This window comes from Klebsiella sp. BIGb0132 (assembly GCF_024810075.1).
Classification (GTDB): Bacteria; Pseudomonadota; Gammaproteobacteria; order Enterobacterales; family Enterobacteriaceae; genus Klebsiella; species Klebsiella terrigena.
In genome coordinates, this window is record NZ_JANUDW010000001.1 from 782,910 (window position 1) to 795,249 (window position 12,340).

Sequence of the window (12,340 nt, forward strand, 5' to 3'; positions counted from 1 at the left end):
ATCGTCTTCTATACTTACTGGTTTGAGACGCAATGGAGGTGCTCGTGCCGTGGATCCTGTTACTGCTTGCCGCTCTATTTACCGCCCCGCTTTCGGCCGCAGCCCTGCCCGGCGTCCCGACCGCCGCCCCGCAGCAGTCCGCCAGCAACGAACCCGACCTTGAGAAGAAAAAGGCCGCCTACGCGGCGCTGGCCGACGTGCTGGATAACGACGCCGCTCGCAAGGAGCTCATCGACCAGCTGCGCACCGCCGCCGCCACGCCGCCGCCGGCCAGCACGCCAACGCTGACGCCGCCGAAAGAGGAAGAGCAGCCGACGGTGCTGGAAAACGTCACCCACATCAGCCGCGAATACGGCGAGCGCTTCTCGTCGCGTTTCTCGCAGCTGTGGCGCAATATTACCGGCGCGCCGCATAAGCCTTTCCATGCCGATACCTTCCGCCACGCCGCAAGCACCTTCCTGATGCTGGCAGCGCTGGTCTTTGCCTTCTGGTGGCTGGTGCGGCTGGCCGCGCTGCCGCTGTATCGCAAAATGGGCCAGTGGGGGCGGCATAAAAACCACGATCGCAGCAACTGGCTGCAGCTGCCGGCCACGATTGCCGGCGCCTTTATCTTCGACCTGATCCTGCTGGCGCTCACGCTGTTCGTTGGTCAGCTGCTCAGCGACAGGCTCAACGGCGGCAACCGCACCATCGCCTTCCAGCAAAGCCTGTTCCTGAACGCCTTCGCGCTGATCGAGTTCTTCAAAGCTATTCTGCGGCTGATTTTCTGCCCACGGGTGGCGGATCTGCGGCCGTTTAACCTCAGCGATGACAGTGCAAAATACTGGAACCTGCGCCTGAGCGCGCTCAGCAGCCTGATTGGCTACGGCCTGATCGTCGCCGTGCCGATTATCTCCAACCAGGTCAACGTCCAGGTCGGCGCGCTGGCCAACGTGGCCATTATGCTGTGCATCACCCTGTGGGCGCTGTACCTGATTTTTCATAACAAGCACGTGATTACCGAAGGGCTGATTCATCTGGCGGACCGCTCGCTGGCCTTCTTCAGCCTGTTTATCCGCGCCTTCGCGCTGGTCTGGCACTGGCTGGCCTGCGCCTATTTTATCGTGCTGTTTTTCTTTTCGCTTTTCGACCCGGGCAACAGCCTGAAGTTTATGATGGGCGCCACGGTGCGCAGCCTGGCGATCGTCGGCGCCGCGGCGCTGATCTCCGGCATTTTGTCGCGCTGGATAGCCAAAACCATCACCCTGTCGCCGCAAACCCAGCGCAGCTATCCTGAGCTGCAGAAGCGGCTCAACGGCTGGATCTCCGTGGCGCTGAAGGTGGCGCGCATTTTGGTGGTCGCCGTCGCCATTATGCTGCTGCTCAGCGCCTGGGGACTGTTCGATTTCTGGAACTGGATGCATAACGGCGCCGGGCAGAAGGCGGTAGATGTGATGATCCGCATCGCGCTGATCCTGTTCTTCTCCGCCATCGGCTGGACGCTGCTCGCCAGCCTGATAGAAAACCGCCTCGCCTCGGATATTCACGGCCGTCCGCTGCCCGGCGCCCGGGCGAGAACGCTGCTGACGCTGTTTCGCAACGCGCTGGCGGTGATCATCAGCACCATCACCGTGATGATCCTGCTCTCGGAAGTGGGGGTCAATATCGCCCCGCTGCTGGCAGGCGCGGGGGCGCTGGGGCTGGCAATCTCCTTCGGCGCGCAAACGCTGGTGAAAGATATTATCACCGGCATTTTTATCCAGTTTGAAAACGGGATGAACACCGGCGATCTGGTGACGATCGGGCCGTTAACCGGCACGGTGGAGCGGATGTCGATTCGCTCGGTCGGGGTGCGCCAGGATACCGGCGCCTATCACATTATTCCGTGGTCTTCGATCACCACCTTCGCCAACTTCGTGCGCGGGATCGGCTCGGTGGTGGCTAACTACGACGTCGACCGCCATGAGGATCTGGATAAGGCCAATCAGGCGCTGAAGGATGCGGTGGCGGACGTGATGGCCCAGGAGGAGGTGCGCGGGCTGGTGATTGGCGAGCCGTCGTTTGCCGGGCTTGTCGGCCTGAGCAATACCGCCTTTACCCTACGGGTGACCTTTACCACGCTGCCGCTGAAGCAGTGGACGGTGCGTTTTGCGCTGGATACGCAGGTTAAAAGGCATTTCGACCTGGCCGGGGTGCGCGCCCCGGTGCAAACCTACCAGCTGCTGCCGATGACGCCCGCCGCCGTTGACGGGCCGCCGGCCCCGGCGGAGCCAACGCTATAGCACCCCGGCAGCACGGAGCAGACCGGGGCGCTAACAACGCCAGGCAGAGGCGCCGAACGGCTTAAAACGCGCGTCGGCGCTTTGCTTCATCCATAAAGGTCCAGGCGATAAAGCGGCTCTGTTTCTGCCCCTGCGCCATCTCTTTTTTCACCACCTTCACCGCGCCGACTTCGGTCAGGGCACGATACAGCGGCGGCAGGTTGTCGCCGCGGGAGACCAGCGACGTAAACCATTTCACCTGGCGCCCAAACTGCTGGCTCTCCTCAATCATGCGGGTAATGAAGGCCACTTCGCCGCCTTCGCACCATAGCTCCTGCTGCTGGCCGCCAAAGTTCATCACGCTATCGGCGCCCAGGCCCAGGTTACGGCGCTTGCGCTCGCCGCCCGCCTGCGCGCTGGCGGCAGAATCGTGGAACGGCGGGTTGCACAGCGTCGCGTCAAAGCATTCGTTTTTATGGATTACGCCGCTAAAGATCGCCGTGGCGTCTTTTTGACGACGCAGGCGAATCTGGCGGCTCATTCCCGGGTTGCCGCTGATAATGGCCAGCGCGCTGGAAAGCGCTTCCTGGCTGGTTTCGCTGCCGGTAAAGCGCCAGCCGTATTCATGCGCACCGATCAGCGGATAGATGCAGTTTGCGCCGGTACCGATATCCAAAATGCTCGCACTCTCGGGGATCGTGCCGGTATCCAGCGCCAGCAGGTCGGCGAGATGGTGGATATAATCCGCCCTTCCCGGCACCGGCGGACACAGGAAGCCATCCGGAATGTCCCAGTGTTTCACCGCGTAAAAGTGCGCCAGCAGCGCCTTATTCAGCGCCTTCACCGCGAGTGGGTTGGCAAAGTCAACGGTCTGCTCGCCCGCCGGATTCAGGGTGATAAAACCCTCGAGCTCGGGGTGAGCCAGGCAGAGCTCGGGCAAATCATAACGTTGATGGTGACGGTTACGCGGGTGTAACCCCGGTTTCTGGGCTTTCATGGCAATCTCCTTTGAACAGCCGCGTAAGATACCCGTTGACGGCGGCGCGGTAAATAAGGGAGTCTGGATATCTCCTCTTCGGTTACGGGTATTCTATGTATTTCTATCAACCTTCGCAGGGACACGGTCTGCCGCACGACCCGCTTAACGCCATTATCGGGCCGCGTCCTATCGGCTGGATCGCCTCGCTGGATGCGGCAGGACAGCGCAATCTCGCGCCCTACAGTTTCTTTAACTGCTTCAACTATCGGCCACCAATTATCGGCTTTGCCAGCAGCGGTTGGAAGGATAGCGTACAGAATATTGTCGAAACGAAAGAATTTGTCTGGAACCTGGCGACCCGCCCGCTGGCCGAAGCCATGAACGAGACCTCTGCCAGCCTCCCGCGCCACGAAGATGAATTCACCCGCGCCGGGCTGACCGCCGCCGCCAGCCGGATCGTCGCCGCTCCGCGGGTTGCGCAAAGCCCGGTGAACTTTGAGTGCCGCCTCTCGCAGTGCATCCGCCTGACCGCCGCCGACGGTACCCCCGTAGACAGCTGGCTGGTACTTGGCGAGGTTGTCGCGGTCCATATCGACGAGTCGCTGCTGGAAGAGGGCATCTATCAGACCGCCAAAGCCCAGCCGATCCTGCGCGCCGGTGGCCCGAGCGCCTACTACGGTATTGATGAAAGCCAGCGTTTTGACCTGATCCGCCCCGACGCCCGCTAGCGCTGTCCCGGCGCCGACTCGCCGTCCGTCCGACGCGACGTTATTCGCACGGGCCGGCGAGCGGCGTTTGCCCCAAAGAATCGTTGTTTAGCCTCAATTTTTTATCCTGAATATCCTGTGGCAAAGGCCTAAACTTAGAGTATGTCCCATGCCGTTAATGAGGATATGCTCATGAGAAAATCTCTGCTGCTACTCGCGACTGTCGCCCTTGCCGCCGCCTCTTTTACTGCCCAGCCCGCAGCCCCCCTCTCCGCTCCCGCCGACACCGGCCCGCTGCGGCCTTCAGGCACCGTCTCCGCCTCCGGCGCCAGCAATCTTGACGATCTGCAGGCACAGCTGGCGCAAAAAGCGCATCAGCAGGGGGCGATAGCCTGGCGAATCAACGCTGCCGGCGGCACAAACAGGATGGCAGGCACCGCCATCATCTATAAATAACGCTCCGACGGCCCGGACAGGCAGCGAATTTCCCACCTCTCTGGCCCGCGTTCGCCCTGTTCTCTGCTGACAAAATCGGTTTATGTAGAAAAAATGCAGTGAATGTAAACAAATGTATTTATTTTTTTATAAATGAGTGATAGAAATCTGCCGTTATTTGATAATGCTTATCACAATCATTATCAAAATCATTGTTGTTGTAACAACACCTGCAGTGGCCGAGGCACGGCCTGGCTTTGCCTGCGGTCTTAATGGCTCAAATTAAAACTATAAGTTGCTCATGGATATGGATAAAAAACATAATTTACCGTTCAGCAGTTTTGGCTCGCTGACGATCTTTACCGGCCTGTGTCTGAGCCTGTCGCCGACAGGCCAGGTGCTGGCAGCCGATAGCACTGAAAAAAACGGCGGTGAAACGCTGGTGGTAGAGGCGCAGGCGCCCTCGCTGTATGCCCCAACCCAGTCCGCTGACCCCAAGTTTTCCCGACCGCTGGTCGACACCACCCGTACGGTAACGGTGGTTTCCGAACAGGTGATGAAAGATCAGGGCGTCACCAACCTCACCGATGCGTTGAAAAACGTGCCGGGCGTGGGGGCCTTTTATGCCGGTGAAAACGGCAACTCCTCCACCGGCGACTCCATCTATATGCGCGGTGCCGATACGTCAAACAGCATCTACGTTGATGGCGTTCGCGATATCGGTAGCGTGACCCGCGATACCTTTAACACCGAGCAGGTAGAAGTCATTAAGGGGCCATCGGGTTCTGACTACGGCCGCAGCGCGCCAACCGGCTCGATCAATATGATCAGCAAGCAGCCGCGCCTGGACTCCGGCATTGACGCCTCCGCCAGCGTCGGCAGCGCCTGGTTCCGCCGCGGTACGCTCGACATCAACCAGGCGGTCGGCGAAACCAGCGCGGTGCGTCTGAACCTGATGGGGGAGAAAACCCACGACGCCGGTCGCGATAACGTTAAAAATGAACGCTACGGGATTGCGCCGTCGGCCGCCTTCGGCCTCGGTACTGAGAACCGTCTCTATCTCAACTATCTGCACGTGACCCAGCACAACACGCCGGACGGCGGTATTCCGACCATCGGCCTGCCGGGATACTCCGCGCCGAGCGCGGGAACCGCGGCCCTGAACCACTCCGGTAAAGTCGCAACCAGCAACTTCTACGGCACCGAGTCGGATTACGACGATTCCACGACCGATACGGTGACCATGCGCTTTGAGCACGACCTGAGCGATACCACGACCATCCGCAACACCACCCGCTGGTCGCGCGTGAAGCAGGATTATTTGCTCACCGCGGTGATGGGCGGCGCCTCGAACATTACCCAGCCGAACCCGAACGACGTCGGCACCTGGACCTGGTCGCGCCTGGCTAACACCAAGGACGTCAGCAACAAAATCCTGACCAACCAGACTAACCTGACCACAAAGTTCTATACCGGATCGATCGGTCATGACATCAGCACCGGCTTCGAGCTGACCCGCGAAACGCAGACCAACTACGGGGTTTATCCCATCACGCCTCCGGCGGTGAATATTTACCACCCGAACAGCGCGATCTCCATCGGCGGCCTGGATCGCAGCGGCGCCAATGCCAACGGCCAGACCGACACCTTCGGGGTATACGCCTTTGATACCCTGCAGATTACCCGGGACTTTGAGATCAACGGCGGCATTCGTCTGGATAACTACCAGACTAAATACGATAGCGCGAGCCTGTGCGGCGGTACCGGTCGTGGCGCAGTGGCCTGCCCGGCCGGCGTGGCAAGAAACAGTCCGGTAACCACCGTTGATACCTCAACCAGCGGCAACCTGGTTAACTGGAAAGCCGGCGCGCTGTATCACCTGACCGATAACGGCAACGTCTACGTCAACTACGCCATCTCTCAGCAGCCTCCGGGCGGCAACAACTTTGCCCTGGCGCAGAGCGGAACGGGAAATAGCGCTAACCGCACTGATTTCCAGCCGCAGAAAGCGAAAACCAGCGAAGTGGGCACCAAGTGGGAGCTGATGGACAAGCGCCTGCTGCTGACGGCGGCCCTGTTCCGTACCGATATTGAAAACGAAGTCGAGCAAAACGACGACGGCACCTACTCGCAGTACGGTAAAAAACGCGTTGAAGGCTACGAGCTGTCGCTGGCAGGCAACATCACGCCGGACTGGCAGGTTATCGGCGGATATACCCAGCAGCACGCCAGCATCAGAGAAGGCAACAACGTCGCCCAGGATGGCACCAGCGCGCTGCCGTACACGCCTGAGCACGCCTTTACCGTCTGGAGCCAGTATCAGGCCACCGATGCCCTTGCCCTTGGCGCCGGCGCGCGCTATATCGGCAGTATGCACCGCGGCAGCGATGGCGCCGTCGGCACGCCGTCCTATACCGAAGGCTACTGGGTGGCAGATGCGAAGGTCGGCTATCGCATTAACCGTAACCTCGATCTGCAGCTGAACGTCTATAACCTGTTTGATACCAACTATGTCGCCTCAATCAACAAAAGCGGCTACCGTTATCATCCGGGCGAGCCGCGTACGTTCCTGCTGACCGCCAATATGCACTTCTAATCCGCAGCGGGGCGCTTGCGCCCCGCTTGTTCAGGAGAAATAACCATGATGTACCATATTCCCGCCGTCCTCAGCCCACAGGAAGTTGACTATTTTAGCGGGCGGCTGCAGCAGGCCGAGTGGGTTGACGGACGCGCAACCACCGGCGATCAGGGCGCGCAGGTAAAAAATAATCAGCAGGTAGATACCCGCAGCGCGCTGTACGACGAGCTGCAGGGTAAAGTGCTGGCGGCGCTCAACCGCAGCTCGCTGTTTTTCGCCGCCGCGCTGCCAAAAACTCTCTCCAGCCCGCTGTTCAACCGCTACCAGCAGAGCGAAACCTACGGTTTTCACGTTGACGGCGCGGTCCGCAGCCAGGCCCAGGGCGGCTGGATGCGCACCGACCTTTCCGCCACCCTGTTTCTGAGCGCCCCGGAGGACTATACCGGCGGCGAGCTGGTGATCAACGATACCTACGGACAGCACGCGGTGAAGCTCCCGGCGGGCGATCTGGTGCTCTACCCTTCCAGCAGCCTGCACTGCGTGACCCCGGTGACCCAGGGCGCCCGCGTCGCCTCCTTCCTGTGGGTTCAGTCGATGATCCGCGATGATAAACGGCGCGCGATGCTGTTTGAGCTGGACGGCACTATCCAGGCGCTGAAGAGCCGCCACGGCGAGAGTGAAGAGGTCCTGTCGCTGCTCAACCTGTACCATAACCTGCTGCGGGAATGGTCAGAGATCTAAGCCTTGTCTGACCCTTTTCTGCCCCCATCTTATCTATACTCTTCTTATTTCCGGCGGCCGTCGCGCGGATAAAGCGCGCTCACGCCGCGCCGTTTTCCGCGTTCCGGGAAAGCGCGGCCCCCGCCGCCAGGCGGCAGAGTGAACGATTTTGACTCTTTGTTAATTGATACAGCATCAGTTGGGAGGTACATCATGGCATCAGGCTGGGCAAATGATGACGCGGTGCAGCAGCAGATCGACAGCACGATTGACGATGCGGTTGCGCGGGCGCGAAGCGAGCTGCCGGGCGGCGAGAGCCACAAATTTTGTGATGAATGCGGGGAGCCCATTCCTGAGGCCCGACGCAGGGCCATTGCCGGGGTCAGGTACTGCGTGAGATGCCAACAGGATAAAGACTTACATAACAATACATTTTCAGGATATAATCGTCGTGGTTCCAAGGATAGCCAGCTACGCTGACCTTCCTTTACCGTTCATTACCACAGATCGCATTATCTTTTCGCGCACGTTTTTTGGCGAATAAAGTAGCAAAATGTGCCCTAAAAGCCCGCAGCACTTTTCTGCCAATGCCGACGCCCCGTTGCTGATAAATAATTTATTAATAATCAATAAATTAATAATCATTCAAAAAATTCGATGGAGACTGTTAATTTCCTTCGATTTTATATCTCGCAGAAAAACGTGATACTTCTCACATCGACGGAACATCGTCACCCTAACAGAACAACCTGCGAGAGATTAACTATGAAAACCATCAAATATGCTGCCGCTGCTATCGCCCTGTCCGCTCTGTCCTTTGGTGCTTTCGCCGCTCAGTCGGTCACCCCGGCTCAGGCAGAGAGCATGAACAAAATCGGCGTCGTTTCTGCTGAAGGCGCAACGACTCTGGATGGCCTGGAGGCCAAACTGGCTGCTAAAGCGGATGCCGCTGGCGCGACCGGTTACAGCATCACCTCCGCTAACACCAACAACAAAGTTAGCGGTACCGCGGTTATCTATAAATAATCGCCGCCCGACCCTGTAGTGCCACTGTATTACCCCTGAAATACCCTTTAATACCCTTGTTTTGCCCGTCCGTGCCACCGGACGGGCTTTTTTTTGGTTTTTTTCTGGGCCGAGTGATGCATTCAGGCGGTGGTATTGCAAAGTCTTATCGCGTGATTGACTTCTGTCTATGCTCGCGCAGAGGGAATGTTCCGTTCACTATGCCCTCCGCGCTCCTTGATGTTCCCACAGCGTTGAGCTGTCCGCGCGCTACCAGCGGTCCGCAACCTTAGCCAGCCCCGCCTCCAGAGATGCCACCTCTCCGGTCGCCAGCAGGCAGCACGCCAGCTGGATCCGCAGCGGCTGCGGCAGCGGCTCAAGGCCCGCCGCGCAGCGCTCGGTCCAGCGCGCGGTCACCGCCGGATCTTTTGACTCAGGCAGCGCTGGGGCCTGTGCCGGTGTATCATTCTGCCGCTCGTACAGCGCCCGCGTTCCGCTCCCGTCAATCAGGCTAATTTGCGGACAGCGCTGAGGGTTGGCATACACCTCGCCTTCGGTACCGTGCATCAGCAGCGCGCGACCGCCGGTTTCGCTAAAGAATTTTGCCACCTTGCCGATGTATTCCGGATGCGACACGCTCGACAATCGCAGGGCCGCGTCTTCGGCAAACGGCGTCGCCAGCTTGGCCAGCGTATGCGCGCTGTTGCGAACGCCCAGCCGCCAGCGCAGAGCCAGCTGCTTCTCCAGCGGCGGACAGAGGGCACCAACCGGGATATAGACCGGCTCGTGGCCGTCCAGACGCGCCTGGGCCTGGCCGGCGTGCTGCGTAATCGGGATCCCCATCAGCTCAAAAATCGTCTCCGTCAGCACCCGGGTTGGATCGTGGCTGACGCCGTGCACCAGCACCGGGAAGCCGAGCTTATGCAGCAGAACGGCAAGCAGCGGCGTCAGGTTCGCCTGCTTACGCGCGCCGTTGTAGCTGGGGATCACAATCGGCATCGGCCGCGCCACCGGCGGCGTCAGGCGCAGCGTTTGCTGCTGCATCGCCTCATAGAAGCCCCTCATCTCCGCTTCGCCTTCGCCCTTAATGCGCAGGGCAATCAGAATTGCACCCAGCTCCAGCTCGGCAACCTCACCGTTGAGCATCCGCACGTACAGCGCGCGGGCGGTCTCCACATCCAGGTCGCGGGCGTGATTTTTCCCCCGCCCGACTTCTTTAACGATCTTGGTGTAATCCATCGAAGATTCCTCTTATCCGCCCTGCTTCACGCGATAAACGGCTGGCCACAGTACCCTTGCGGCTGCCCTTTACCGATGCGCGAAGGAGGACGAGTCGTGCTGCTCACATTGCCGACCTGCGCCGCTAGCGACGTTTGCGACGCGTCTGTTTGGTTTTACTTTTTACTATAACCTCCGGGACGGCAGGCTGCTCTATCGGAAATACGGGTAATGCATTCAGTAAACGCTTGCCGTAATTTTTGGTCAACAAACGCTTATCGTAAATCACCACCTCCCCCCAGCAGCTGTGGCTGCGGATCAGACGGCCGACCTGCTGAATCAGGTTAAAGGAGGCGCTCGGCAGGCTTTGTACCTCGAAGGGGTAGCGGTTCAGGCTTTTAAGCCACTCGCCTTCGGTGATCACCACCGGGCTGTCTATCGGTGGGAAGGCAATTTTGTGGATATGGACCTGGCTCAGCAGCTCGCCCTTGAGGTCCAGCCCCTCGGCAAACGACTGTAGCCCGACCAGCACGCTGCGCTCGCCGCTCTCGACCTTTTTACGGTGCAGCTCCACAAGCCGGTAGCGGGGCTTATCGCCCTGCACCAGCAGCATCAGGCGCAGATCGGTGACGTGCTCGAGAAAGCGCTGCATCGCCCGCCCGCTGGCAAACAGCACCAGCATCCCGAGGTGCTTTTTGCTCTCGACGTGCTCGCGAAAGCAGGCCGCCATTTCGGCAATATGCTGCTCTTCGTTGTCGATGACCGGCTCATAGTGCATCTGCGGGATGATAATTTTTCCCTGCTCAACGTGGTTGAAGGGCGAATCCAGGGCGACGAAGCGATCTCCGGCCTTCTCCTTAAGGCCGCTCATCTCCTGCAGGCGAGAAAAGCTGTTCAGCGAACGCAGGGTGGCGGAAGTGACGACAATATGCGGCACGCTGCGCCACAGCAACCGTTCCAGCTGTTCGCTAACGCGAATCCCGACGCAGTGGAACCAGATATGCGCCTGGCCGTCGCGCAGATCGCGGGAGGCCCACTTGGTGACCGGCGCGCCGGATGACTGCGCCAGCGACGCCAGCCGCCACAGCTTGCTTTGGCTTTCAAACATGCCCAGCGCGCGGTTCATTTGCAGCAGCACCCGGTGCAGGCGGACCACGTCATGGCTGCCGGTTTTTTCGCTGAGATCGTTAAGAAACAGCTCCGCCAGGCCGCGCAGCGTCTCGGTCAGTTTGGCCAGCCGCTGGCAGATATCCATCACCTCCTGCGGCAGCTCCCCCATCGGGAAGCGGTGCTCGGCTTCCTGACCGGCAGGCATATACAGATTCAAAATGTTATTCAGCGAGGAGATGAGCTCGGACAGCTCCTCGCAGTGGGCGTTCAGCCGCTCGGGGTTCGCCAGCGGCGGCGTCGTTTTCGGCCGAAACTGCTCCATGCAGGTCGCCACCAGGCGTGTGAAAAGATCGAGCTGTAGCCGATACCAGGGGGCGGTAATTTCAGCGCTCATCTCCAGCGCATCCCGGGCGACATCGGGCAGATGGTGGCCCTCATCGAGCACCAGCAGCAGGTTTTTCGGCTCCGGCAGCACCGCTTCGCTCTCCATCGCCGCCATCACCAGCGCGTGGTTTGCCACCACCACTTCGGCTTCCTGAATCTCACGCCGGGCGACGAAGAACGGGCATTCGCGATAGTAGTGGCAGTTGCGGTTCAGGCAGCTTGCCTTATCGGTGCTCAGACGGCCCCAGAGCGCGTCATCGATGGCCTTGTCGCTGTGATCGCGCAGGCCGTCCCATTTATAGCTATCAAGATCGCTCTTCAGCGTGGCGCACAGCTTCTGCTCCGCCTGGTTATTCGGCGTGAGATCGTCGTCAAGAAACGCGAGCAGGTCCTGCTGCGTTGGCTCGGTGCTGGCCATCGCGTTGAGGTTGCGCGGACACACGTAGCGCCCGCGGCCAAAGGCGGCGGTGAAGCGCAGGTCGGGAATAATTTTACGCAGCAGCGGCAGGTCTTTGCTGAAGATCTGGTCCTGCAGGGCAACGTTGGCGGTGCTGACCACCAGCGTTTTTTGCTCTTCGCGGGCGATGGCAATACCGGGGATCAGGTACGACAGGGTTTTCCCGACGCCGGTCGGCGCCTCGATCGCCAGGTGCCTTCCCTCTTCCCCGGCGAGCGTTTTCGCGACGTCAGCAATCATCTGCCGCTGCGGGGTGCGGGGAATAAAGTCCGGAATCTGTTCCTGGAGCGCCTTATACCAGGCGGCGATTTGCGTTTTTAGCGCAGTGGTCAAAGCCATGAGAAAACCTGAATACTGTATAAACAGCCACTATTGTGACACTTTTTGCCTGGCTGGAGGAATTTCTTTCTGAACAAACGGGGATCGTGCTCGAGGTTTAGCATCAGGCGGGGGAGTTCCGGGCAGGGAGACCCGCCCGGAGAGGCAAACCTGTACCCTCGGGCAGCG

Annotated in this window: 10 protein-coding genes; 7 read left to right on the plus strand and 3 right to left on the minus strand. The window is 59.8% G+C overall.

The window, feature by feature from the left end; translation table 11 throughout:
- The first annotated feature begins 44 nt into the window (after window positions 1–44).
- Window positions 45–2,261: a mechanosensitive channel protein gene (ybiO, locus tag M2416_RS03585; protein ID WP_259222151.1), complete on the plus strand. Its 2,217-nt coding sequence runs from the start codon at window positions 45–47 to the stop codon at window positions 2,259–2,261.
- A gap of 61 nt (window positions 2,262–2,322) precedes the next feature.
- On the opposite strand, the gene rlmF is transcribed toward ybiO, so the two are convergent.
- Window positions 2,323–3,237, minus strand: a complete 915-nt coding sequence (rlmF, locus tag M2416_RS03590) for a 23S rRNA (adenine(1618)-N(6))-methyltransferase RlmF (RefSeq protein ID WP_259222153.1) — start codon at window positions 3,235–3,237, stop codon at window positions 2,323–2,325.
- A 95-nt stretch (window positions 3,238–3,332) separates the two neighbouring features.
- On the opposite strand from rlmF, the gene M2416_RS03595 reads away from it, so the two are divergent.
- The 6 genes from M2416_RS03595 to ybiJ all read left to right on the plus strand — a co-directional run bounded on the left by M2416_RS03595 (window position 3,333) and on the right by ybiJ (window position 8,685).
- Complete coding sequence (locus M2416_RS03595) at window positions 3,333–3,947, plus strand: flavin reductase family protein (protein WP_076945005.1); 615 nt, start codon at window positions 3,333–3,335, stop codon at window positions 3,945–3,947.
- A 171-nt stretch (window positions 3,948–4,118) separates the two neighbouring features.
- Entirely contained in the window at window positions 4,119–4,382 is a 264-nt protein-coding gene (locus tag M2416_RS03600) for a YdgH/BhsA/McbA family protein (RefSeq protein WP_259222154.1), read from the plus strand.
- Window positions 4,383–4,668: 286 nt separating this feature from the next.
- Entirely contained in the window at window positions 4,669–6,957 is a 2,289-nt protein-coding gene (locus M2416_RS03605) for a catecholate siderophore receptor Fiu (protein WP_076945478.1), read from the plus strand.
- A gap of 45 nt (window positions 6,958–7,002) precedes the next feature.
- Window positions 7,003–7,680: a PKHD-type hydroxylase YbiX gene (gene ybiX, locus M2416_RS03610; protein ID WP_041144703.1), complete on the plus strand. Its 678-nt coding sequence runs from the start codon at window positions 7,003–7,005 to the stop codon at window positions 7,678–7,680.
- 192 nt (window positions 7,681–7,872) lie between these two features.
- Complete coding sequence (locus tag M2416_RS03615) at window positions 7,873–8,139, plus strand: DksA/TraR family C4-type zinc finger protein (protein WP_076945477.1); 267 nt, start codon at window positions 7,873–7,875, stop codon at window positions 8,137–8,139.
- Between the two features lie 285 nt (window positions 8,140–8,424).
- The gene (ybiJ, locus tag M2416_RS03620) at window positions 8,425–8,685 is read left to right on the plus strand and encodes a DUF1471 family protein YbiJ (RefSeq protein ID WP_041144702.1); all 261 of its coding nucleotides are present in this window, start codon (window positions 8,425–8,427) and stop codon (window positions 8,683–8,685) included.
- A gap of 249 nt (window positions 8,686–8,934) precedes the next feature.
- On the opposite strand, the gene ybiB is transcribed toward ybiJ, so the two are convergent.
- Both ybiB and dinG read right to left on the minus strand, forming a co-directional pair.
- Entirely contained in the window at window positions 8,935–9,903 is a 969-nt protein-coding gene (gene ybiB, locus M2416_RS03625; protein ID WP_076945003.1) for a DNA-binding protein YbiB, read from the minus strand.
- 124 nt (window positions 9,904–10,027) lie between these two features.
- Complete coding sequence (gene dinG / locus M2416_RS03630; protein WP_076945002.1) at window positions 10,028–12,172, minus strand: ATP-dependent DNA helicase DinG; 2,145 nt, start codon at window positions 12,170–12,172, stop codon at window positions 10,028–10,030.
- Window positions 12,173–12,340: the final 168 nt, after the last annotated feature.

Bases quoted from the DNA above. Each gene is read 5' to 3' on its own strand.
- rlmF (WP_259222153.1), bottom strand. From the start codon at position 3,237: ATGAAAGCCCAGAAACCGGGGTTACACCCGCGTAACCGTCACCATCAA.
- M2416_RS03595 (WP_076945005.1), top strand. From the start codon at position 3,333: ATGTATTTCTATCAACCTTCGCAGGGACACGGTCTGCCGCACGACCCG.
- M2416_RS03600 (WP_259222154.1), top strand. From the start codon at position 4,119: ATGAGAAAATCTCTGCTGCTACTCGCGACTGTCGCCCTTGCCGCCGCC.
- M2416_RS03605 (WP_076945478.1), top strand. From the start codon at position 4,669: ATGGATAAAAAACATAATTTACCGTTCAGCAGTTTTGGCTCGCTGACG.
- ybiX (WP_041144703.1), top strand. From the start codon at position 7,003: ATGATGTACCATATTCCCGCCGTCCTCAGCCCACAGGAAGTTGACTAT.
- M2416_RS03615 (WP_076945477.1), top strand. From the start codon at position 7,873: ATGGCATCAGGCTGGGCAAATGATGACGCGGTGCAGCAGCAGATCGAC.
- ybiJ (WP_041144702.1), top strand. From the start codon at position 8,425: ATGAAAACCATCAAATATGCTGCCGCTGCTATCGCCCTGTCCGCTCTG.
- ybiB (WP_076945003.1), bottom strand. From the start codon at position 9,903: ATGGATTACACCAAGATCGTTAAAGAAGTCGGGCGGGGGAAAAATCAC.
- dinG (WP_076945002.1), bottom strand. From the start codon at position 12,172: ATGGCTTTGACCACTGCGCTAAAAACGCAAATCGCCGCCTGGTATAAG.